Source organism: Streptomyces sp. GDS52, from assembly GCF_052246875.1.
Lineage (GTDB): Bacteria > Actinomycetota > Actinomycetes > Streptomycetales > Streptomycetaceae > Streptomyces > Streptomyces cathayae.
Window position 1 is genome coordinate 4,495,094 of record NZ_CM125966.1, and the last position, 21,968, is coordinate 4,517,061.

General features: G+C 71.9%; 22 protein-coding genes, 1 tRNA gene and 1 pseudogene. 13 read left to right on the top strand and 11 right to left on the bottom strand.

The features are described from left to right. Window positions 1–15 precede the first annotated feature (15 nt). A complete protein-coding gene (locus ACTWJ9_RS20535; RefSeq protein ID WP_443294560.1) occupies window positions 16–1,245 on the top strand; it encodes an SUKH-4 family immunity protein in 1,230 nt (409 codons plus the stop codon). A 12-nt stretch (window positions 1,246–1,257) separates the two neighbouring features. On the opposite strand, the gene ACTWJ9_RS20540 is transcribed toward ACTWJ9_RS20535, so the two are convergent. Further along, window positions 1,258–1,614 carry a MerR family transcriptional regulator gene (locus tag ACTWJ9_RS20540; protein ID WP_443294561.1) on the bottom strand — a complete coding sequence of 119 codons (357 nt, stop codon included), beginning with the start codon at window positions 1,612–1,614 and terminating at the stop codon, window positions 1,258–1,260. Window positions 1,615–1,703: 89 nt separating this feature from the next. Here ACTWJ9_RS20540 and ACTWJ9_RS20545 point away from each other — a divergent pair, with 89 nt between their 5' ends. Continuing rightward, window positions 1,704–2,165 carry a hypothetical protein gene (locus ACTWJ9_RS20545; protein WP_388702361.1) on the top strand — a complete coding sequence of 154 codons (462 nt, stop codon included), beginning with the start codon at window positions 1,704–1,706 and terminating at the stop codon, window positions 2,163–2,165. Window positions 2,166–2,228: 63 nt separating this feature from the next. Here the strand turns inward: ACTWJ9_RS20545 and ACTWJ9_RS20550 are convergent, their stop codons facing one another. After that, window positions 2,229–2,414, bottom strand: coding sequence for a hypothetical protein (locus ACTWJ9_RS20550; RefSeq protein ID WP_443294562.1), 186 nt, complete (start codon window positions 2,412–2,414; stop codon window positions 2,229–2,231). Between the two features lie 141 nt (window positions 2,415–2,555). Further along, complete coding sequence (locus ACTWJ9_RS20555; protein WP_279335705.1) at window positions 2,556–2,864, bottom strand: hypothetical protein; 309 nt, start codon at window positions 2,862–2,864, stop codon at window positions 2,556–2,558. Between the two features lie 146 nt (window positions 2,865–3,010). Between ACTWJ9_RS20555 and ACTWJ9_RS20560 the strand changes: the two genes are divergently transcribed. Then, window positions 3,011–3,241, top strand: a complete 231-nt coding sequence (locus ACTWJ9_RS20560; RefSeq protein WP_279335706.1) for a GntR family transcriptional regulator — start codon at window positions 3,011–3,013, stop codon at window positions 3,239–3,241. Between the two features lie 182 nt (window positions 3,242–3,423). On the opposite strand, the gene ACTWJ9_RS20565 is transcribed toward ACTWJ9_RS20560, so the two are convergent. Continuing rightward, window positions 3,424–3,495, bottom strand: a tRNA-Cys gene (locus ACTWJ9_RS20565). Between the two features lie 197 nt (window positions 3,496–3,692). Between ACTWJ9_RS20565 and ACTWJ9_RS20570 the strand changes: the two genes are divergently transcribed. The 6 genes from ACTWJ9_RS20570 (at window position 3,693) to ACTWJ9_RS20595 (ending at window position 9,606) form a co-directional block, all read left to right on the top strand. After that, window positions 3,693–5,162 carry an MFS transporter gene (locus ACTWJ9_RS20570; protein ID WP_387037550.1) on the top strand — a complete coding sequence of 490 codons (1,470 nt, stop codon included), beginning with the start codon at window positions 3,693–3,695 and terminating at the stop codon, window positions 5,160–5,162. A gap of 32 nt (window positions 5,163–5,194) precedes the next feature. After that, window positions 5,195–5,392 (top strand): hypothetical protein, encoded by a 198-nt coding sequence (locus ACTWJ9_RS20575; protein WP_060892904.1) that lies wholly within the window; start codon window positions 5,195–5,197, stop codon window positions 5,390–5,392. Next, window positions 5,392–5,760 (top strand): type II toxin-antitoxin system death-on-curing family toxin, encoded by a 369-nt coding sequence (locus ACTWJ9_RS20580; protein WP_443294563.1) that lies wholly within the window; start codon window positions 5,392–5,394, stop codon window positions 5,758–5,760. The genes ACTWJ9_RS20575 and ACTWJ9_RS20580 overlap by 1 nt, the downstream gene beginning before the upstream one ends. Window positions 5,761–5,893: 133 nt before the next feature. Continuing rightward, window positions 5,894–7,684 (top strand): DEAD/DEAH box helicase, encoded by a 1,791-nt coding sequence (locus ACTWJ9_RS20585; RefSeq protein ID WP_387037547.1) that lies wholly within the window; start codon window positions 5,894–5,896, stop codon window positions 7,682–7,684. Between the two features lie 294 nt (window positions 7,685–7,978). After that, on the top strand, window positions 7,979–8,620 hold the full coding sequence (locus ACTWJ9_RS20590; RefSeq protein WP_279335710.1) for an IclR family transcriptional regulator: 642 nt from the start codon (window positions 7,979–7,981) through the stop codon (window positions 8,618–8,620). 194 nt (window positions 8,621–8,814) lie between these two features. After that, window positions 8,815–9,606 carry a S16 family serine protease gene (locus tag ACTWJ9_RS20595; protein ID WP_279335711.1) on the top strand — a complete coding sequence of 264 codons (792 nt, stop codon included), beginning with the start codon at window positions 8,815–8,817 and terminating at the stop codon, window positions 9,604–9,606. A 13-nt stretch (window positions 9,607–9,619) separates the two neighbouring features. Here the strand turns inward: ACTWJ9_RS20595 and ACTWJ9_RS20600 are convergent, their stop codons facing one another. Genes ACTWJ9_RS20600 through ACTWJ9_RS20620 form a run of 5 tightly spaced genes read right to left on the bottom strand, consistent with a single transcriptional unit; the run spans window position 9,620 to window position 14,002 of the window. Continuing rightward, window positions 9,620–10,588 (bottom strand): glycine betaine ABC transporter substrate-binding protein, encoded by a 969-nt coding sequence (locus tag ACTWJ9_RS20600; RefSeq protein WP_279335712.1) that lies wholly within the window; start codon window positions 10,586–10,588, stop codon window positions 9,620–9,622. After that, window positions 10,585–11,520 carry an ABC transporter permease gene (locus tag ACTWJ9_RS20605; RefSeq protein ID WP_443294564.1) on the bottom strand — a complete coding sequence of 312 codons (936 nt, stop codon included), beginning with the start codon at window positions 11,518–11,520 and terminating at the stop codon, window positions 10,585–10,587. Before ACTWJ9_RS20605 ends, ACTWJ9_RS20600 begins: the two co-directional genes overlap by 4 nt. Then, the gene (locus tag ACTWJ9_RS20610) at window positions 11,517–12,827 is read right to left on the bottom strand and encodes a betaine/proline/choline family ABC transporter ATP-binding protein (RefSeq protein WP_387037542.1); all 1,311 of its coding nucleotides are present in this window, start codon (window positions 12,825–12,827) and stop codon (window positions 11,517–11,519) included. Before ACTWJ9_RS20610 ends, ACTWJ9_RS20605 begins: the two co-directional genes overlap by 4 nt. Further along, the gene (locus ACTWJ9_RS20615; RefSeq protein ID WP_279335714.1) at window positions 12,820–13,467 is read right to left on the bottom strand and encodes an ABC transporter permease; all 648 of its coding nucleotides are present in this window, start codon (window positions 13,465–13,467) and stop codon (window positions 12,820–12,822) included. The genes ACTWJ9_RS20610 and ACTWJ9_RS20615 overlap by 8 nt, the downstream gene beginning before the upstream one ends. A gap of 34 nt (window positions 13,468–13,501) precedes the next feature. After that, window positions 13,502–14,002, bottom strand: coding sequence for an Lrp/AsnC family transcriptional regulator (locus ACTWJ9_RS20620; RefSeq protein WP_279338035.1), 501 nt, complete (start codon window positions 14,000–14,002; stop codon window positions 13,502–13,504). A 128-nt stretch (window positions 14,003–14,130) separates the two neighbouring features. Between ACTWJ9_RS20620 and hppD the strand changes: the two genes are divergently transcribed. Beyond that, a complete protein-coding gene (gene hppD / locus ACTWJ9_RS20625) occupies window positions 14,131–15,279 on the top strand; it encodes a 4-hydroxyphenylpyruvate dioxygenase (RefSeq protein WP_279335715.1) in 1,149 nt (382 codons plus the stop codon). 666 nt (window positions 15,280–15,945) lie between these two features. On the opposite strand, the pseudogene ACTWJ9_RS20630 reads toward hppD, so the two are convergent. Beyond that, window positions 15,946–17,370: pseudogene (locus tag ACTWJ9_RS20630) on the bottom strand (tetratricopeptide repeat protein); the annotation flags it as partial. 116 nt (window positions 17,371–17,486) lie between these two features. Between ACTWJ9_RS20630 and ACTWJ9_RS20635 the strand changes: the two are divergent. From ACTWJ9_RS20635 to ACTWJ9_RS20645, 3 genes are all read left to right on the top strand, one after another. Continuing rightward, on the top strand, window positions 17,487–18,902 hold the full coding sequence (locus ACTWJ9_RS20635; protein ID WP_387037539.1) for an FAD-binding oxidoreductase: 1,416 nt from the start codon (window positions 17,487–17,489) through the stop codon (window positions 18,900–18,902). A gap of 174 nt (window positions 18,903–19,076) precedes the next feature. Next, window positions 19,077–20,519: an RDD family protein gene (locus ACTWJ9_RS20640; RefSeq protein ID WP_279335717.1), complete on the top strand. Its 1,443-nt coding sequence runs from the start codon at window positions 19,077–19,079 to the stop codon at window positions 20,517–20,519. A 103-nt stretch (window positions 20,520–20,622) separates the two neighbouring features. After that, the gene (locus ACTWJ9_RS20645) at window positions 20,623–21,333 is read left to right on the top strand and encodes an RDD family protein (protein WP_387037535.1); all 711 of its coding nucleotides are present in this window, start codon (window positions 20,623–20,625) and stop codon (window positions 21,331–21,333) included. A gap of 33 nt (window positions 21,334–21,366) precedes the next feature. Here the strand turns inward: ACTWJ9_RS20645 and ACTWJ9_RS20650 are convergent, their stop codons facing one another. Further along, entirely contained in the window at window positions 21,367–21,660 is a 294-nt protein-coding gene (locus ACTWJ9_RS20650) for a hypothetical protein (protein WP_279335719.1), read from the bottom strand. Between the last annotated feature and the right edge of the window lie 308 nt (window positions 21,661–21,968).

The following is a 21,968-nucleotide window of genomic DNA, read 5'->3' on the forward strand; positions in this document are numbered from 1 at the left end:
ATGCGCGGGGGAGCCATGAGCACGACCGACACCGTTGTCACGGATGTCGTGGACGTCGCGGCAGCGATCACCCTGACCGACGACGCCCTCGACCCGTTCGTCACGCACGCGTCCACGCGCCGCTGGCTGACCGGCCCCGGACTGCCGTGCGACAGCGGCCTGTTCAGTTTCGCGCGGCTGCGGACCGAGGGCCTGCGCACCGTCGCCGGCGCGACGGGCGACGCGGGGGAGACAGGGGGCCGGCTCTCCGCGGAGCTGCGGGACCAGCTGGTCATCGGCGGGCTGCTCGGCCCGGCCGGCACGGAGACCGGGTCGGTCCTGCTGGACGGGACCACCGGCGCGGTCTCGACGACGTACTTCTTCCCCGACGGCCCTGACCGCCCCGACCGTTTTGACCGCCACGACCTGATGGACGTCCGCCCGCTCGCCCCGTCGCTGCCGACCCTGGTGCGGTTCGCCGCCGCCACGGACGAACTGGCGGGACTGCGCGGCCAGTTCGCCGCCTACGCGGGCCGCTACGGCACGAAGGCGGTGGCCGAGGCCTCGCGGCAGCTGCTCGCGGTGTTCGAGGAGGGCGCGGACGGCGAGCCGGCCCCGCTGTGGCGGATGGCCGCACTGATCCGGCCGCTGGCCCTGGTGGCGGGTCCGGGCACGGCCTCGGGGCTCGCCCTCGACCTCCCGGTGCGCCTGCTGGACCAGGAGTTCGGCCGGGGCGGTGTGGTCCGCTTCGAGGAGGTCGACTTCCCCGCGACGCTCACGCACGAGCCGACCCGCCGCTTCCTGCGCGAGACGGGCCTGCCGGAGGACGGCTTCCTCTTCCAGCTGGACACCGACCTGCCGTTGCGGACCCTCACGGAGTACTACGCCGACGGCGAGGGCGAGTTCCCGCCCGCCCGCCTCCCCGCCCACGCCGACCGGCTGATACGCCTCGGCCACTTGACCGACGACCACAGCCTGGTCGTCGACGGCGCCACCGGCGCGGTCCTGAACTGGAGCGGGCCGGACTCCGTCCTGTACCCGCTGAACACGGACATCTCGACCCTCGCCTTCACCCTCTGGCTGCTGCACCGCGAGCACGCCATCGACGAGGAGTCGGGCCACGTGCTGACCAGCGAGACGTACGACCAGCTGGCCATGACGATGATCCAGGTCCTGTCCGCCGTCGACCCCACGGGCACCACGACCGACGCGGACTGGCACTACTGGACGGAACTGTTCCAGGACGAGGCGGGCGGAGCGCTCTGAGCCCCGCTCGCCTCAGCCACCCGCCCGCAACGGGCATCCGGTGCCGACGCGCGCGGTGAGTTCGGCGCGCAGGGCGGTGAGTTCCGCCATCCGCGTGTCGACGACCCGGATCTTCTCCGCGAACAGCGCGGACAGCGCCCCTGCGGTGTCCGAGGCGTCGCGCAGTTCCTCACCGTGCCGTGCGATCTCCGCCAGGGAGAACCCGAGCGTCTGTGCGGTGCGGACGTACTGCAGCCAGACCACCGTCTCGGGCGCGAAGTCGCGGTAACCGCTGGGCAGCCGCCGACTCGTGACGAGGCCGAGCTTCTCGTAGAACCGGACGGTGTCCCTGGACAGACCCGCTCGCGCGGCCAACTCCCCTATCAGCATGGCCCTCCGTCGGCCGGTGGCTTGACCTTGGACCCTACTCCACTGTTTAGCGTGAGGCACCGCCACCGCCGACCAGCAGGAGCTTCCTCGTGCCTCTCCTCCCCTCTCCTTCCCGGGCCTCCTACCTCCGTGTCGTACGGGCGAGTGCCTGGTACGACCTCGTCGTCACGGCCGGATTCGCGACCCCCTGGACCTACGCCCTGGCGCACGGCCTGCTGTCGTCGGCGGGTGACGCCCTCGGGCTGGGCGCCCTGCCCGACCGCGACCCGGTGCAGACCCTGTACGCGAATCTGATGGGTTCGGTCGTGGTCGTCTGGTCCGTCCTGCGCCTCAGGAGGACACGGCCGGCACACGGGATCTACGACGGCGCCGCCCGCACGCTGTTCTCGGCCTGGTTCGCGTACGCGCTGGCCAGTGGTGCCACGGGGCTGCTGTGGCTGTTCCTCGCCGTGGAGGTGGCGTTCGGCGCGGTCCAGCTCGTGCCGTGGTGGCGGCGGGCGGACGAGCGGAAGGACGGGGTGGAAGCGGCGCTCGGCGGAACGACGGGGTGACCCGCACGAGGACCCCGAGACCCGTCGGCGCGGCGGAGTCTCGGGGGCTCCCGTCTCGAGTGCCTACTCCTCGTCAGTCTCCTCGTCGGACTCGTCGTCGTCCTCGTACGGCGGGATGCGCTGCCCCCGGCTCTCGCAGATGTGCAGGACGTCGGTCAGGCACTCGGCCAGGCGCCGGGTGACGAAGTGGTACTCGTCGGCCGTGGCGGGCGTCCCGGAGCCGAGGAGGGCCTTGGACAGATCCAGCACCGCGGAGGCCGTCGCGATCTGCTGCTCCTCGATCCTGTCGGCGAGAAGGGACAGGGGGGGTGGCTGTGCCGTCGGCCGACAGGAAAGCCGGTTTGCCGTCGTCGCTCCACGGCAGCAGACGCAGGTGGGTGGGGGAGAGGGTCATGCCGGCACTCCGTGGAAGTCGATGCCGAGGGCGGCGAGGGTGGGAGAGGTTCGCCGGTCCTGCTGCCACAGGCGCTCCTGCTCCCGCTCGTGGGCGATGAGGTAGGGCCGTACGAGCGGCAAGTCGTCGGCCTTGACGAACGCGGCGGCACGGGGAGAGCGGTGGGCGGGACGTCCCGCACCCACCGCTTTGTGCGTGATGATCAACCGCCGTGTCGGCGTGTTCGCCGCGTGCCCGGCGGGACGTCGGCGCCTGCCGGTGGACGGCAAGAGCCAGGAGAAAAGCGCGGCCAGTAGGCTTTGCATGTCGGCACCCCTTCGCAGTGCGGGCCATGCCCCCGGACAGTTCGCCCTGTCGCGGGGGTTCTGTGGTGTGTCCTGCGTTGCAGAGTGTACGCGTATACGAGTATTCGCGGTCGCGTGATTGTGCAGATTCGCGGATTCTCGGTTGCATGGACCTTGACCGCTCAGTACCCGTCTGGCCCCAGGTCGCAGAGGAACTGCGACGCCGCCTCGATGCTGGGCAGTACCCCGCCGGCGAGCGTTTCCCCGCAGTGAACGAGCTGGCGGCCGAGCTGGACGTGGCTCCCTCGACGGTGCAGAAAGCCGTGGCCGCTCTCCGAGAAGAGGGGCGCCTCTACACCGTGCTGGGTCAAGGCTCGTTCGTGAAGGGCGACGAGTGACAAGGGGTGGTGTGAGCAGGCAGAGGGAAGTGCCGCACCACCCCGGACGACTATGGCGTCCTCGCCCGGGGCGCCCGTGTCCAGCAGGTCATGGACCCATGTGCGGCGAAGGGCCGAGCGACTGACCTGGCTCTGCGTCTGACCGGAGGCGCAGAGCCAGGAGCCGCGTCATCGCTGTTCAGAGGCCGTGGCGGGAATCGAACCCGCGTCACTCGCTTTGCAGGCGAGTCCCTCAACCACTCGGGCACACGGCCGTGTTCGTCGGAGTTCGTCGGAACCGGTGCACCGACCGTAGGCCGCGGCGGGAGGAAGGCTCAAGGAAAGGGCGGGCGCCGCAACGGGACTGCCATGCCCCGTTCACAAAGGGCGGCGGGACGTAGGTCCGAGGTCCCGGTGGGGTTCCTACCCCCGACAGGGGTCAAAGCAGTCCGTGGCCCTTACTCTGGCGGGCATGACCACCCCGAACCCGCGCGACACCGGTGTCGCCGACCCCGCTGAGCCCGCCGTTCCTGTCCCGGCCCTTGCCCCCGACCCCGACGCGACCGTACTGAGCCGCCCCTACCGGGCGCTGAGCATCGGGATCGTCTCCGTGGTGCTGCTGATCGCCTTCGAGGCGACCGCGGTGGGTACGGCGATGCCGGTGGCGGCGCGGGAGCTGGACGGGGTGTCCCTGTACGCGTTCGCGTTCTCGGGGTACTTCACGACGAGCCTGTTCGGCATGGTGCTCTCCGGCCAGTGGTCGGACCGGCGCGGCCCGCTCGCGCCGCTGACCTGGGGCATCGCCTCCTTCGCCGTCGGGCTGCTGCTCTCCGGGACGGCGGGCGCGATGTGGCCGTTCATCCTCGGGCGGGCCGTGCAGGGGCTCGGCGGCGGGCTGGTGATCGTCGCGCTGTACGTCGTGGTCGGGCGGGCCTACCCGGAGCGGCTGCGACCGGCGATCATGGCCGCGTTCGCGGCGAGCTGGGTCGTGCCGTCGATCGTCGGTCCGCTGGCCTCCGGCGCGGTGACCGAACACCTCGGCTGGCGGTGGGTGTTCCTCGGTATCCCGGCCCTGGTGGTGTTCCCGCTGGCCCTGGCGCTGCCGCAGATACGCCGACTGGCCTCCGGCCCGGTGCACGACGGCGCGGAGGCGCCGGCCTCCTTCGACCGCCGCCGCATCCGGCTCGCCCTGGCGATCTCCTTCGGCGCCGGACTGCTCCAGTACGCCGCCCAGGACCTGCGCTGGCTCTCCCTGCTGCCCGCCGCGGCGGGCGTGGCGCTGCTGGTGCCCGCGGTGCTGGGACTGCTCCCGCACGGCACCTGGCGGGCGGCCCGCGGACTGCCCTCGGTGGTGCTGCTGCGCGGCGTCGCCGCCGGGTCCTTCATCGCCGCGGAGTCCTTCGTCCCGCTGATGCTGGTCACCCAGCGGGGACTCAGCCCCACGCTCGCCGGGTTCTCGCTCGCGGCGGGCGGCGTGACCTGGGCGCTGGGCTCCTGGCTCCAGTCGCGGCCGCGACTGGAGCCGTACCGGGAGCGGCTGATGACCCTCGGGATGCTGCTGGTGGCGGCGTCCATCGCGGGGGCCCCGAGCGTGCTGATCCCCGCGGTGCCCGCCTGGGCGACGGCCGTCGCCTGGGCCTTCGGCTGCCTCGGGATGGGCCTGGTGATCTCCTCCACCAGCGTGCTGCTGCTCCAGCTCTCCGCCCCCGAGGAGGCCGGCGCCAACTCCGCCGCCCTCCAGATCTCCGACGGCCTCTCCAACGTCCTCCTCCTTGCCATGGGCGGCGCCGCCTTCGCCGCCCTCGGCGGCGGCATGGCGGCCCACGGGGCGACCCAGACCACCGGCTCCCACCCGGCCGCCTTCGCCGCGGTGTTCCTGCCGATGGCAGCGGTGGCCCTGGCGGGCGTGTGGGTGACGAGGCGGCTGCGGGTATCCAAGTGACACCGCGTGGTACCACGTAGTACCGTTGGGGCATGGCTGGACTGAATCTGCGGTTTACCGACGAAGAGCTCGACGCCCTGCGTGAGCGTGCGGCTGCGGAGGGGCGCAGCATGCAGGCCTTCGCGCACGACGCGGTGGTCGCGGCCATAAACGAGCATTCGAGGCTGTTCAACGAGGCGGCCGAGCACGTGCTGAAAGCCAGTGCGGAGCTCAACCGGAGGCTCGCCTGATGCACTACCTCACGCTGCCCGAGTTGCTGAACCTCGCGAAGCGGCTCGGGGAGGACGCGGTGCGCGATTACGGGTTGCTGGACTCGGCGCTGGCGCGTCCGCAGTCGAGTGTGTTCGGCCAGGACGCCTATCCGGACGTATGGCAGAAGGCCGCGGCGCTGATGGAGTCCCTCGCGCGCAACCACGCTCTCGTCGACGGGAACAAGCGCCTCGCCTGGTACGCGACCTGGGTCTTCTTGCACATGAACGGGCACGCGCTGGATCCGGACTTCGATGTGGACGAAGCGGAGAGGCTTGTCCTGGACGTATGCCAGGGCGCACTGGACGTGCCCAAGATCGCGTCCCAGCTGCCGCGTTTCGCGCGCTGAATGTGAACTCGGTCCCACCCGGGGGTGACCCTGCACGGCCCGGGGGACCGGGCCGCCGGGGCGCGGATATGGTGGCTCGGTCGTCATCGGCGGCCGCGCCGCCCGAACCAGCCCCCGTCCCCCCACGGAGACCGTGACTACCACCGCCGCTTCCGCCTCGCACCACCTGTCCCCCGCCTTTCCCGGCCGCGCCCCCTGGGGCACCGCCGGGAAACTGCGCGCCTGGCAGCAGGGGGCGATGGAGAAGTACCTCCAGGAACAGCCGCGCGACTTCCTGGCGGTCGCCACCCCGGGCGCCGGAAAGACGACCTTCGCGCTGACGCTGGCCTCCTGGCTGCTGCACCACCACGTCGTGCAGCAGGTGACCGTCGTCGCGCCCACCGAGCACCTGAAGAAGCAGTGGGCCGAGGCCGCCGCGCGGATAGGCATCAAGCTGGACCCCGAGTACAGCGCGGGCCCGCTCGGCAAGGACTACCACGGCGTCGCCGTCACCTACGCCGGTGTCGGGGTCCGCCCCATGCTGCACCGCAACCGCGTCGAGCAGCGCAAGACCCTGGTCATCCTCGACGAGATCCACCACGCCGGTGACAGCAAGTCCTGGGGCGAAGCGTGCCTGGAGGCGTTCGAGCCGGCCACCCGCAGGCTGACGCTCACCGGTACGCCGTTCCGGTCCGACACCAACCCCATCCCGTTCGTGGCGTACGAGGAGGGCGACGACGGCATCCGCCGGTCGGCCGCCGACTACACCTACGGCTACGGTTCCGCGCTCCGCGACAACGTCGTCCGTCCCGTCATCTTCCTCTCCTACAGCGGCAACATGCGCTGGCGCACCAAGGCCGGCGACGAGGTCGAGGCCCGCCTCGGCGAGCCCATGACCAAGGACGCGGTCAGCCAGGCCTGGCGCACCGCCCTCGACCCGCGCGGCGAGTGGATGCCGTCCGTGCTGCGCGCCGCGGACCAGCGGCTGACCGAGGTCAGGAAGTCCGTCCCGGACGCCGGGGCCCTCGTCATCGCCACCGACCAGGACTCCGCCCGCTCCTACGCCAAGCTGATCCGCGAGATCACCGGCGACAAGCCCACCGTCGTCCTGTCCGACGACACCGGCGCCTCGAAACGGATCGACGACTTCAGCGGCGGCGACGACCGCTGGATGGTCGCCGTCCGCATGGTGTCCGAGGGCGTCGACGTGCCGCGCCTGGCGGTCGGCGTGTACGCCACCACCATCTCCACCCCGCTGTTCTTCGCCCAGGCCGTCGGCCGTTTCGTGCGGTCCCGGCGGCGCGGCGAGACCGCTTCCGTGTTCCTGCCGACCATCCCGAACCTGCTGGAGTTCGCGAACGAGATGGAACGCGAGCGCGACCACGTCCTCGACAAGCCGAAGAAGGACGGCGAGGAGGACCCGTACGCCGACTCCGAGAAGGAGATGGACGAGGCGAACCGGGAGCAGGACGAGGACACCGGCGAGGAGATGCTGCCCTTCGAGGCGCTGGAGTCCGACGCCGTCTTCGACCGGGTCACCTACAACGGCGCCGACTTCGGCATGCAGGCCCACCCCGGCAGCGAGGAGGAGCAGGACTACCTCGGCATCCCGGGCCTCCTCGAACCCGACCAGGTGGAGCTGCTGCTGCAGAAGCGGCAGGCCCGGCAGATCGCGCACAGCCGCAAGAAGCCGGACAGCGAGGCCGACCTGCTCGAACTGCCCGCCGAGCGGCGCCCCGTGGTCTCCCACAAGGAGATGATGGAACTGCGCCGCCAGCTCAACAACATGGTCGGCGCCTACGTCCACCAGAGCGGCAAACCGCACGGCGTCATCCACACGGAGCTGCGCCGCGTCTGCGGCGGACCGCCCGCCGCGGAGGCCACACCGGGCCAGCTGCGCCAGCGCATCGCCAAGGTGCAGGAGTGGGCCACCCGCATGCGGTGACCCGTTCCGCCGACGCACGCCCGGCGGTCGAATCGGGGCAAAAAACGCCAGTTCAGGGATGAGGGTGCCCGGATTCTGGACAAAGCCTTCCGCTGACCGGACCGGCTCGCTACTGTCCGGCTACGCACACGCCCCGTGGCAGCGCCGCCGCGGAGCGCAGCCGTGAAGCGACCGTGCCCGGGACATGGCCGGGCCGCCGGCCGATCGGCGGCCTCTGAAGCGCGTCGCCGACGGGACTCGGTGACGCATACGCCGCGAGAGGGCCGTCGACCTCACCACGAAGGAGTGGGCGTCGTGACCGCGGAGACCTCTCAGACGCTCGACCGGGGACTGCGGGTCCTCAAGCTGCTGGCCGATACGGACCACGGCCTGACCGTCACCGAGCTTTCCCACCGACTGGGCGTGAACCGGACCGTCGTGTACCGGCTGCTCGCCACACTGGAACAGCACGCGCTGGTACGCCGTGACCTCGGCGGCCGGGCCCGGGTCGGGCTCGGCGTGCTGCGGCTGGGCCACCAGGTGCATCCGCTGGTCCGGGAGGCGGCGATGCCGGCCCTCCGGTCGCTGGCGGAGGACATCGGCGCGACCGCGCACCTGACCCTGGTCGACGGGGCGGACGCGCTGGCCGTGGCGGTGGTGGAACCGTCGTGGACGGACTACCACGTCGCCTACCGCGCCGGGTTCCGGCACCCGCTGGAACGGGGCGCCGCCGGCAAGGCGATCATCTCGGCCCGCCTGCGACGGCCCGACGACCCCGGATACACCCTCACCCACGGCGAACTGGAGGCCGGGGCGTGCGGGGCGGCGGCGCCCCTGCTGGGAGTCACCGGGGTCGAGGGCAGCGTCGGCGTGGTGATGCTCGCCGACGTGGTCCCCGAACGGGTCGGCCCCCGGGTCATGGACGCGGCCCGCGAGGTCGCGGAGGCCCTGCGCTGAGGGTGGGGGCGTCGGGGCGAGCACCGGTGGTCGTCGGGGTGCCGCGTCCAGGGCCGGTGGGGCGTCGCGCCGAGGGTCCAGGGCCGGTGGGGCGTCGCGCCGAGGGCCCAGGGCCGGTGGGGCGTCGCGCCGAGGGTCGGTGGTCGACGGTTGTCGGGGGCAGCGCGGCGAAGGCGTCACGTTAGATTGATCCCGTGCTCTCTCGCCTCACACGTTCCCAGGCCCTGGCCGTCTGCGCCGCCCCCACCGTCGCCCTGCTGGCCACGGCGGTCTTCGCGCCGCTGCCGTTCTCGGTGGCCCAGCCGGGGCTGACGGCCGACGTGCTCGGCGAGAACAAGGGCACGCAGGTCATCACGATCTCCGGCGCCGAGACCCGCGAGACCACCGGCCAGCTGCGGATGACGACGATCGAGGCGACCTCCCCGGACACCCGGGTCGACCTCCCCGACGTGATCGACAGCTGGTTCGGCACCGACCAGGCGGTCATGCCCCGCGACGCGGTCTACCCCTCCGGGGGCGACGTCAAGGAGATCGAGCGCTACAACGAGAAGCAGATGAAGCAGTCGCAGGACGAGGCCACCCGGGCCGCGCTGGGCTACCTGGACCTGGACGGCAAGGGCATCGAGGTCGAGCTGAAGCTCGCCGACGTCGGCGGCCCCAGCGCCGGCCTGCTCTTCTCCCTCGGCATCGTCGACAAGCTGAACGGCGACGGCAGCGGCGGCGACCTCACCGGCGGCCGGATCATCGCCGGTACGGGGACCATCGACGCGGACGGCACGGTCGGCGCCGTGGGCGGCGTGCCGCTGAAGACGCAGGCCGCCCGGCGGGACGGCGCGACCGTCTTCCTGGTGCCCGAGGCGGAGTGCGCCCAGGCCCGGACCGAACTCCCCGAGGGGCTGCGCCTGATCCCGGTCACCACCCTCGAGGGCACCGTCGACGCCCTGGTCTCCCTGCAGAAGGGCACCGGCAAGATCCCCCGCTGCTGACCGGGCGCCGCCGTTACTTCTTCCTGACGAAGCCCTCGTCCACCATCCAGTCCAGCGCCACCTGGTGGGGGTCCTGCCCGTCCACGTCCACCTTCGCGTTCAGGGTCCGCGCCACCTCGTTGTCCAGCCTCGCCGTGACCGGGTCGAGGACCTCCGCGATCGCCGGCCACTCCTTGAAGGTGCCGCTGTTGATCATCGGTGCCGCGTTGTAGTTGGGGAAGAACTTCCTGTCGTCCGCCATCACCACCAGGTTCATGGACTTGATGCGGCCGTCGGTGGTGAAGACCTCGCCGTAGGTGCAGGCGCCCTTGGCCGTCTGGGTGTAGATGATCCCGGTGTCCATCTGCGTGATGTTGCCCGCGCCCACGTCCATGCCGTAGGCCTTCTCCATGCCCGGCAGTCCGTCCGCCCGGTTGGCGAACTCGCCCTCCACGCACAGCGTCACCGCCGCCGGGTCGGACTTCGCCAGCGCGGCCACGTCCGACAGCGACTTCGTGCCGTACTTCCTGAAGTTCGCCTGGTTCATGGCCAGGGCGTAGGTGTTGTTCAGCGCCGCCGGCTCCAGCCAGGTCACCCCGTTCTTCACGTCGGCCTCGCGCACCGCCTCCCACTGCTTGCGCGGGTCGGGGATGGGCCTGCTGTTGCCCTGGTAGGTGATCCACGCCGTGCCGGTGTACTCGTACGCGGCGTCCGCGACCCCCTTCACGACCGCCGCCCGGGAGCCGACCGAGCCCTGGATGCCGGTGCGGTCGACGACGTCGGCGCCCGCCGCCTGGAAGGCGATGCCCATGATCGCGCCCAGGATCAGCTGCTCGGTGAACTCCTTCGAGGTGACGGTGAGTTTCGCGCCCTCCAGGGGCCTGCCCTTCCCGACCGAGCCGGGTTCCACGTCGTCGACCATGGGGGAGCCGCTGGTCAGCCCGCAGGAGGAGAGTCCCGCCAGCAGCATCCCGGCGAGCAGCAGGCACAGGCGGCGCCTCATGTGTCCGTCTCCAGCCCCCGTGGCCGCAGCAGCAGCTCGGCCAGCGAGGCCAGCCAGTCCACCAGCAGGGCCAGGGCGACGGTGAGGATCGAGCCCAGCACCAGGACCGGCATCCGCTGGCTGGTGATGCCGGTGGTGATCAGCACGCCCAGACCGCCGCCCCCGCCGAAGGTCGCGAGCGTGGCCGTGCCGACGTTCAGCACGAGCGCCGTACGCACCCCGGCGAGGATGAGGGGGACGGCCAGCGGCAGCTCCACCCGGGCCAGCACGCCCAGCGGGGACAGGCCGATGCCGCGCGCCGCCTCCAGCAGCGCCGGGTCGTTGGCCCGCAGTCCCGCGAGGGTGTTGGAGAGCACCGGCAGCACGGCGTAGGCGATGATGCCGATGAGGGCGGCCCTGCGGCCGATGCCCAGCCAGATCACCAGCAGCGCGAGCAGACCGATCGCGGGCGTCGCCTGGCCCATGTTGGCGAACGCCGTCGCGGCCGGGGCGGCCCGGCGGAACGCGGGCCGGGTCAGCAGGATGCCCAGCGGGATCGCGATGATCAGTACGAAGAACGTCGAGATCACGGTCAGCTCGATGTGCTGCCAGAGCGCCTTGGACACCTGCCCGTGGGACAGCGCGTTCCGGGACAGCGGGTCCAGATCGGCCTGGACGAACCACAGCCAGGTCGCGAGCAGCAGGGCGACCAGCGCCGTGGGCAGGAACGTCAGCCGCTGCCAGGTCACCCGGGGCGCGCTCGCGACCGGGGCCCCGGACCCCGGGGGCCCCGGCCGCGCACCGCGCGTGGCCCCGCCCCCGCCCCTGCCGTCGTCGTTCCCGTCGCCGCCCCCGTCGCCGTCACCGTGGTCGTGGTCGTGGTCGTGGTCCCGGAAGGCGAGCTCCCTGGCCTCGTGCTCGCCGTCGGGCCGGTGCCCCGGAGAGGCGCTCACGCGCCACCCTCCCCGCCCGCGCCCTCCTGCTCGGCGTGCGTCCGGTCGCTCCGCCGGCCCTCCAGCTCGTGCTGGGCCTCCATCGCCTCCAGCCGGTCGGCCTCCAGGAGTTCGTGCACCGAGTTCATCAGCGTCTCCACGTCGACGACACCCTGGTACGTGCCGCGCCCGCCGGTGACCACCACCCGCCCCGAACTGTCGGTGAGGACGGCCTCCAGCGCGTCCCGCAGGGTCGCGTTCCGGGTCACCGTGTCCTGCACCAGGGTGCCCGCGCGGGCCAGCGAGCCCTTGGCCCGCATCAGGTCGCCGCGCCGGAGCCACTTGTAGGGGCGGCCCCGCCGGTCGAGCAGCAGGATCTCGTTCGAGCCGCTGGAGCGGAGCATGTCGAAGATCTGCTGGAGCGGGTCGTCGACGGTCACCGTCGGATAGTCGGTGATCCCCACGTCCCGCACCCGGGTGAGGTTCAGCCGCTTCAGCGCCGCCCCGGCGCCGACGAAGCCCGAGACGAAGTCGTCCGACGGGTTGGTGAGGATCGCCTCCGGGGTGTCGAACTGGGCGATGTGCGAGCGTTCGCGCAGCACCGCGATCCGGTCGCCCAGCTTGATCGCCTCGTCGAAGTCGTGGGTGACGAAGACGATCGTCTTGTGCAGTTCGTGCTGCAGCCGGATCAGCTCGTCCTGGAGGTGGTCCCGGGTGATCGGGTCCACCGCCCCGAACGGCTCGTCCATCAGCAGGACCGGCGGATCCGCCGCCAGCGCCCGCGCCACCCCCACCCGTTGCTGCTGCCCGCCGGAGAGCCGGCGCGGATAGCGGTCGTGGAACTCGCCGGGGTCCAGACCGACCAGGTCCAGCATCTGCTCCACCCGGTCCCGCACCCGGGCCGCCGGCCAGCGCAGCATCTTCGGCACCAGCGCGATGTTCTGCGCCACCGTCATGTGCGGGAACAGCCCGCTGGCCTGGATCGCGTACCCGACCTGGCGGCGCAGCCGCACCGGGTCCATGTGGGTGACGTCCTCGCCGCCGATGCGGATGCGGCCACTGCTCGGCTCGATCAGCCGGTTGATCATCTTCAGCGTGGTCGACTTCCCGCAGCCGGACGGGCCGACGAGGATGACGGTCTCGCCCGCCCTGATCTCCATGCTGACGTCGTCGACCGCCGGCTGCGCACTGCCCGGGTACCGCTTGGTGAGGTTCTCCAGCTCGATGGGCGCCCCGGTGGCCGACGGCGCGGCGGCGGTTCTGGACGTCCCTGACGTCCCGGCCGCCCCGGACGTCCCGGGGACCCCCGGCGTCGGTGGCTCAGACACGGATCCCCCTGGAGATGGTCAGCCGTCCGAGCAGGACGTACGCGGCGTCGAAGAGCAGCGCGAGGACGATGATCCCGAGGGTGCCCGCGAGGACCTGGTTGAGCGCGTTCTTGCTGCCCAGCGAGGCGATCCCGCGGAAGATCAGGTTTCCGAGGCCGGGACCGGAGGCGTAGGCGGCGATGGCGGCGATGCCCATCAGCATCTGCGTGGAGACCCGGATCCCGGTGAGGATCGGCGGCCAGGCCAGTGGCAGTTCGACCCGCGCCAGCCGGGCCGTCCGCGACATGCCGATGCCCGTGGCCGCGTCCACCAGCGACGGATCGACCCCGCGCAGGCCGACGATGGCGTTGCGCACGATCGGCAGCAGCCCGTACAGCGTCAGCGCGATCACCGTCGGCGGCACCCCGAGCCCCACCAGCGGGATCAGCAGGCCGATCATGGCCAGCGACGGGATGGTCAGCAGGGTCGAGGTGGCGGTCGTGGCCAGGTCGCCCGCCCAGTCGCTGCGGTACGTCGCGACCCCGATCAGCACCCCGAGCACGGTCGCCGCCACCATGCACTGGAAGACGACACTGGCGTGCTGGTACGCGTCGACGAGCAGCTGCTGGTGGCGGTTGCCCAGGTACTCCCAGAAGTTCACGTCCGCTCACCCCAGCTCGGCCAGGCCCGTCCGGTCAGTCCGGTGTGCCCCGGCCGCCCTGCGGCGGCTCGCGGAGCGCCGCCTGCTCCACCAGGGGGATGATCCGCAGCGGAACGGGGTTCTCCATCACGATCGCCGTGGCGGCCCGGACGATTCCATCAAAACCGACGACCCGGTCGATCACCCGTTGGAGATCGGCGTTGGAACGGGCCACGAGCCGGCACAGCATGTCCCCGCTGCCGGTGGTGGTGTGCAGCTCGAGGACCTCCGGCACACTCGCCAAGTGCTCCCGGACATCGGGTCCTTGACCCTGCCGGATCTCCAGCGTCGCGAACGCCGTGACCGGGTAGCCGAGGGCCGCCGGGTCCACCTGGGGACCGAACCCGCGGATGACTCCGTTCGACTGAAGCCGGTCCAGCCGCGCCTGCACCGTCCCCCGCGCCACCCCGAGCCGCCGGGACATCTCCAGCACCCCCGTCCGCGGCTCCCGCGCCAGCAGCACGATGATCCGGCCGTCCAGCTGATCGATCGCCACGGAGGCCTCCCGGTGCGTGGTGGTCATCCTGTACAGAAAGCCCGGTGAATCGGGCGTTCGACTGGACATCCTGCCCAGCGGATACGTGAACTATTGCGCACCTTGCAGGGCTGCATCACCCTGCCCCTATGACGCAGACCACACACCTCACTCCCGACGCGACCGCCCGGCAGGCCGACCCCTTCCCGGTCAAGGGAATGGACGCGGTCGTCTTCGCCGTGGGCAACGCCAAGCAGGCGGCGCACTACTACTCCACCGCCTTCGGCATGAAGCTGGTCGCCTACTCCGGACCGGAGAACGGCAGCCGCGAGACCGCGAGCTACGTCCTGGAGAGCGGCTCCGCCCGGTTCGTCCTCACCTCGGTGGTCAAACCGTCCACCGAGTGGGGCACCTTCCTCGCCGAGCACGTCGCCGCGCACGGCGACGGCGTCGTCGACCTGGCCCTCGAGGTCCCCGACGCGCGGGCCGCGTACGCCTACGCCGTCGAGCACGGCGCCCGCTCCGTGGCCGAGCCGTACGAGCTGAAGGACGAGCACGGCACCGTCGTGCTCGCCGCGATCGCCACCTACGGCAAGACCCGGCACACCCTGGTCGAGCGCACCGGCTACGACGGGCCCTACCTGCCCGGCTACGTCACCGCCGACCCGATCGTCGAACCGCCCGCCCAGCGGTCCTTCCAGGCCATCGACCACTGCGTCGGCAACGTCGAGCTCGGCCGGATGAACGAGTGGGTCGCGTTCTACAACAAGGTCATGGGCTTCACGAACATGAAGGAGTTCGTGGGTGACGACATCGCCACCGAGTACAGCGCGCTGATGTCGAAGGTGGTCGCCGACGGCACGCTCAAGGTCAAGTTCCCGATCAACGAGCCCGCCGTCGCCAAGAAGAAGTCCCAGATCGACGAGTACCTGGAGTTCTACGGCGGCGCCGGCGTCCAGCACATCGCGCTCAACAGCAACGACATCGTGCAGACGGTCCGGCAGATGCGCGCGGCCGGTGTGCGGTTCCTGGACACCCCGGACTCGTACTACGACACCCTCGGCGAGTGGGTCGGCGACACCCGGGTGCCCGTGGAGACCCTGCGCGAGCTGAAGATCCTCGCCGACCGGGACGAGGACGGCTATCTGCTGCAGATCTTCACCAAGCCGGTCCAGGACCGGCCGACCGTGTTCTTCGAGATCATCGAACGGCACGGCTCCATGGGCTTCGGCAAGGGCAACTTCAAGGCCCTGTTCGAGGCGATCGAGCGGGAGCAGGAGCGCCGCGGCAACCTGTGACCGGTCGGGTCGGCCGGCCGCGGGACGCCGGCTGGCGGGGCGCCGGGTGCGGGGTGCGGGGCGCCGGGTGCCGGGTGCCGGGCGCCCGCATCCGGCGCCCCACCGGCCGACCCCGCCTCGGCCCACCGGCCGACCCCGCCTCGGCCCACCGGCCGACCTCGTTTCGGCCCACCGGCCGACCCCGCCTTAGTCCACCTCAGCCTGCTGCGACCTACCTCAGTCTGCTTCGTCCCGCCTCGGTCTGCTTCGGCCCGCTTCGGCTTCTTCTGCTCCCACGGCTTCTTCGGATTCCCCGGCCCTCTCGGCTCCCACGGCCTTTTCGGCTTCCCTGGTCCTCTCGGTTCTTTCGGCTTCTTCAGCCCCTTCAGCCCCTTCAGCCCCTTCAGCCCTTTCGGCCCTTTCGGCCTCCTTGGCCCTCTTGGCCCTCTTGGCTTCCTCGGCCTTCTTGGCTCTCTCGCTTTCTTCCGTCTTCTCAGCCCGCTTGGCTACTTCTGCCCTCTCGGCTTCCCCGGCCCTTTTGGCCTCCTTGGCCTCCTTGGCCTCCTTGGCCTCCTTGGCCTTCTCGGCTTCCTCGAGCCTCTTGGCTTTCTCGGCCCTTTCGGCCTCCTTGGCCCTCTTGGCCCTCTTGGCCTCTTCTGCCCTCTCGGCCTCCTCGGCCCAGGCGGGCGGTCCGTCGTCGACGGGTGGTTCGCCCAGCCGTTCCAGTGCCGCCTCGGCCTGCGGCACCCGGAGCGGGGAGAAATACGGGTTGAGCGCCATCGCCTCCCGCAGATGCCGCCGCGCCGGCCCCCAACGCCCCAGTTGCCCCTCGATCATGCCCCGGTGGAAGAGGGACAGGGCGTTGCGCACCCCGCCCTTCGTCCTCTCCGTCGCCCGCACCGCGTACTCCAGCGCCTCCTCGGGTTTCCCCGACCGGTGCAGCGCCCAGCCCAGCGCGTCGGCCACCTCCGCCGACGGCTGCCGCCTCCACTCCGCCCGCAGCAGCCGCACCGCGGCCCCGGGGTCCCCGTGGTCCGCCTCGAACCGCCCGAGGACCAGGTCCTCGTCGACCCCGTGCGCGGCGGCCGCCCGCACCCGCTCGCGCAGCAGGTCGTACTGCACCCGGGCCGCCTGCCGCAGCCCCAGCGACGTGTACAACTCGCCCAGCTCCAGCGCGTACTCCGGTCGCGGCTGCCGGGCCAGCGCCGCCCGGTAGGCGTCGATCGCCTCCGTGGTCCGCCCGAGCGCGGCCAGCGCCCTGCCCTGCCCCGCCTGTGCCGCCCGCTGGTCCGGGTCGGTCCGCAGCGCCTCCTGGAAGTGCCGCAGCGCGTCCTCCCGGTCGCCGCGCTCCCAGGCCAGCTGTCCGGCCCGCTCCAGATACCCGGCCCGCTCGGCGGGGTCCCCGGCCGCGGCGGCGGCGTCGGACAGCTGGGCCGCCGCGTCCTCCTGCAGACCCTTGTCCCGGTACAGGGCCGCCGCCCGCGCCATCACGACCGGTCCCGACCACAGCGCCTTCAGCCTGTCCAGCGTCTTTTCCGCCGCCCCGCCGTCGCCGAGTCCTGCATACGCCTCGATCAGCGGCGGATACGTCGTCCACCGCTTCGGCTCCAGCCGCAGCGCCCGTTCGCCCCACTCGCGTGCGGCGGGGTAGTCGCGGCGCGCGTTCGCCAGCACCGCCATCCCGCGCAGCGCCCCGGCGTTGTCCTTCGCCCGTACCTTCAGCGAGGTGCGCAGCGCCTGCTCGGCCCGCGGGTAGTGCGCGGGGTCCGCCAGCCGTCGCCCCTGCTCCACCCGGGCCGCCCCGAGCACCGCCCAGGCCTCCGCGTCCTGCGGATGCTTCTCCAGATGCCGCTGCCGCTCCGCGATCAGGCCCTCCAGACCGGGCAGCGACGTCGGCACGCCACTGGCGACCGCCGCCAGGGCCGGTGCCCCCGGCGCCGGCTCCACGGGCCCGTCCGCCCCGTGCCCCCACGGCAGCAGCACCAGCACCCCGCCGATCACGGCGCACCCGGCGACCGAGCCGAGCAGCATCCGGCGGTTCACCCGCCGACGGGGCCCGCCGTGCCCAGGGGGCGCGTCCGGCTCGCGGGTCTCTTGTGGCTTGTCGTCCATGGCGCACACTGTGCGTCACATCATCTGTCGATACGACGAACCACACCCCGGCTCACGGCGGCTTACCACCGGGTGCCGTACGCGGGGTTCACACCGATGGCCCTGGGTGTCACGCTGTGATCATGAGCCGTATCGAAGCGCGACGCGATGAAGACACGGTGCCGGCCGACATCCTCGTCGACCGCCTGCTCGGCGGCCTGCCCCCCGAAGCGGTGCTCACCGACCCCGACATCACGGCCTCCTACGCCAACGACATGGCGAGCTTCTGCCCGGCCGGCAGCCCGGCGGTGGTCGTCCTGCCCCGTACGGTCGAACAGGTCCAGCACGTCATGCGCACCGCCACCGCACTGCGCGTCCCGGTCGTCCCGCAGGGCGCCCGCACCGGCCTGTCCGGCGCCGCCAACGCGACCGACGGATGCATCGTGCTCTCCCTGACCAGGATGGACGCCATCCTGGAGATCAACCCCGTCGACCGGATCGCCGTCGTCGAACCCGGCGTCGTCAACGCCGCCCTCTCCCGGGCCGTCGGCGAGCACGGCCTCTTCTATCCACCCGACCCCTCCAGCTGGGAGACGTGCACCATCGGCGGCAACATCGGCACCGCCTCCGGCGGGCTGTGCTGCGTGAAGTACGGGGTCACCGCCGAGTACGTACTCGGCCTCGACGTGGTCCTCGCCGACGGCCGCCTGATGTCCACCGGCCGCCGCACCGCCAAGGGCGTCGCCGGATACGACCTGACCCGCCTGTTCGTCGGTTCCGAGGGTTCCCTCGGCATCGTCGTGCGCGCGGTCCTCGCCCTGCGGCCCGAACCGCCCGAGCAGCTCGTCCTGGCCGCCGAGTTCGCCTCCGGCGCCGCCGCCTGCGACGCGGTGTGCCGCATCATGGCCGGCGGGCACGTCCCCTCGCTCCTCGAACTCATGGACCGCACCACGGTCAAGGCCGTCAACGACATGACCCACATGGGCCTCCCCGAGAGCACCGAGGCCCTGCTGCTCGCGGCGTTCGACACCACCGACCCCGCCGCCGACCTCGCCGCCCTCGGCGCGCTCTGCGAGGCCGCCGGAGCCACCCAGGTCGTACCGGCCGACGACACCGCCGAGTCCGAACTGCTGCTCAAGGCCCGGCGGCTGTCCCTGGTCGCGCTGGAAGCGGTCAAGGGCACCACGATGATCGACGACGTGTGCGTGCCCCGCTCCCGGCTCGGCGAACTCATCGACGGCGTCGAACGGATCTCCGAGAAGTACCGGCTCACCATCGGCGTCGTCGCCCACGCGGGGGACGGCAACACCCACCCGACGGTCTGCTTCGACGCCCAGGACCCCGAGGAGTCGCGCCGCGCCCGCGAGTCCTTCGACGAGATCATGGCCCTCGGCCTGGAACTCGGCGGCACCATCACCGGCGAGCACGGCGTCGGTGTCCTGAAGAAGGAGTGGCTGGCGCGCGAGATCGGCCCGGTGGGCCTGGAGATGCAGCGGGCCGTCAAACGGACCTTCGACCCGCTGAACCTCCTGAACCCGGGCAAGCTCTTCTGAACGACCGCTGCCCGCACCGCCTTTCCCCACCGCACCGGTACGAAAGGTTTTTCGTACCGGTACCAGATCGGCGCCCGAAAGGGGTGGGTCCGGCCGGACGGGCGGTGATGCTTGCGCCCGTCTGATAGATGTGGTTCCCCCGACCCACCCCCGAGCAGATACGGGACGACGGACATGAGCGCCCCCACCCCGGCCCCCGGCGACGACACGCCGCGCGAAGGCTACTACCCGGACCCGTCCATTCCCGGGTACGTCCGGTACTGGAACGGTGCCGCCTGGGTGCCGGGCACGAGCCGTCCGGCACCGGAGGGCGGCGGCGCGCCCCTCGCGCCGGCGGCGTCCGCCGGTACCGCTCCGGCGCCCTCCGCCGAGGAGACCGGCCCGCACTTCTTCGACGAGGACCCGGCCGACGAACCGTCCCCGTTCTCCTCCCCGTTCCCTTCTTCATCCCCTTCTTCGCCGCCTTCTCCGTCGCCCTCCCCGGCCGAATCCCAGCACGGCAGCCGGCCCGAGCCCGCCTCCGCCTGGGGCGCCGACCGCTCCCGCCAGTCGGGCTTCGGCGGCGACCAGGACCGCCGGGTCTCCTGGGGCGCGGACCCGAGAGTGCCGCACGCCCCCGGTCCGGACGCCGGCGGGACGCCCCCGGACGACGAGTTCGTGTTCCACCCGCCGGCGGCGCAGTCGCCCACCGCGCCCGCCGCCTCTTTTGGGCCCGCCCCGTCCTCCGGCGGTGCCCCGGCGGAGGAGGGCACCATGACCTTCCGTGCCGCCGGCCCGCGCAAGGGTCCGTCCGGGGGGCCCGGTTTCGGGGCCGGCAAGGCCGCCGCCGCGCGTGCCGCCCGCGCCGTCTCCGCCCAGGCGGCGAACGGGAGTCCGGCCGCCGCCACCCCGGCTGCCGCTCCGCAGGCCGTTCCTCCGCAAGCCGTCCCTCCGCAGGCCGCCGCTCCGACTCCCGCCCCCGCCCCCGCCCCGACCCCGGCACCGGCACCGGGGCCGCTGTCGAGCGGCCCCGGTGGGGGGCAGTCCTCCTGGGCGCAGCAGGTGAACCGGCGCACGGACGGGGAGGAGCGGCCCCCCGCGCCGTGGAAGCCACCGGTCGAGGACGTGTTCCAGGCTGCCGCCAGACGCCAGGCCTCGGCCCGGCCCGCGGGACTCGGCAAGCGGCTGGTCGCGCGTCTGCTGGACACGGTCCTGCTCGGCGGGATCACCGCGGTGGCCGCCGTGCCGCTCGGCATCGCGGCGGCGGACCACATCAAAGCGAAGATCGACGCGGCCAAACTGTCCGGCGAGACCGTCACGGTGTGGCTGCTCGACGGCACCACGTCGGTCCACCTCGGCATCGTCCTCGCCGTCCTCCTGGTCGGCGGTGTCCTCTACGAGGTGCTGCCCACCGTCACATGGGGCCGCACCCTGGGCAAGAAGCTGATGGGGCTCGAGGTACGGGACATCGAGGGACACGAGGCGCCGGAGTGGGGCGCGGCCCTGCGCCGTTGGCTGGTCTACAGCATCCCCGGTCTGCTCGTCATCGGTGTGGTGGGCGTCCTGTGGTGTCTGTTCGACAAGCCGTGGCGGCAGTGCTGGCACGACAAGGCCGCACACACGTTCGTCGCGGGCTAGGGCCTTTTCCGCCGGAAATTCTCTGACGGATCGTCCCGGCGCCGGTACTCCGGACGGCGGCTCGCCGGATGCGATGCCGGGGGGTTCGCGGTCGACTCGGGCCATGAGCACCGAACCGCCCCCCGGCTCCGGTCAGCAGCCGCCGGACGACGACCCGTTCAAGAAGCAGCCCCCACCCGGCAGCCAGCCCCCGCCGCCGCACCAGGGCGCGGGCGGCGGTTCGCAGGCGGGTGGCGGTGACCCGTACGGCGGTGGTGGCGGTGACCCGTACGGCGGTGGTGGCGGAGGTCCGTACGGTGGGGGCGGCCCCTACGGGCCTGGCCCCGGCGGCCCTTACGGGTCCGGTCCCGGCGACCCCCTCGCGGGGATGCCGCCGCTCGCCGACAGCGGCAGGCGCACCCTCGCCCGCATCATCGACATGATCCTCGTGGGCATCGTCCTCTGGCTGCTCACCTGGCCCTTCGGGGTGAGCGAGTACAACGTGAACGGCGACCAGATCAACGCGGGGAAGTCCTTCGCCCAGTCCCTCATCGCCGCGGTCCTCTACATCGGCTACGACACGTTCATGACGGCCCGCACGGGGCAGACCCTCGGCAAGAAGTGGCTGAAACTGAGGGTGGCCGACCTGTCCGACGGCGCGACCCCGTCCACGCAGACGTCACTGACCCGTGCCGCCGTGCTCTGGCTGCCGTTCGCGTTCTGCTGCGCCTGCGTCTGGACCGTGATCGCGGGTGGCTGGAGCTTCTTCGACCGGCCCTACAAGCAGGGCCTGCACGACAAGGCGGCCAAGACGGTCGTGGTGAGCACACGATGACGCCGGGCCGGCTCGAGGCCGGCCCGGCACCCGTCAGGAGACGGCCCGCGCCCGCACCGCCTCGCGGGCCGGTGCGGCTGCCGGTGACGGCACGGTCGCCCGTACCGGCTCCTGCGGCGCGGACCGCACCACCGGGGCGGGACGGGTGCGCCCGGAGAGCGGCACCGTCATGGCCACCAGCAGTCCGAGGGCGAGCGCCGCGACGACGACGAGCGCGATCCCCGCGCCCGAACTCGTCTGTGACAACAGCAGCATGGTGAAGGTCGAGAAGACCACGGTGCACGAACCGTAGACGAGCTGAGCGACAGTCGGACGGGGCATGGCCATCGTGTCCTCGGGAATCGGGGGCTGGCGGCCTGGCTTTCCACCGGCTCGACGGTGTGCCGCCAGGCGACTCTCACCGCGAGCGTGCCCGAGCGGAACGCACGGTAAGCGTGACCTGACCGACGGGGCCGGTGCACAGGGGGCGCACGGAGTCATGCCGTCCGCACGGCCGTGCCCGGCGTGTCCGCGAAGTCAACGGCGCCTCTGCATAATGCAATTGTCCTGTTCAAGTCAAGGTCTGTTTTTTCTGCTGAACCTTTAGTCAAATGTGGTCACTTGACTACACGCGTTGATCACGTGTGCGCGACCAT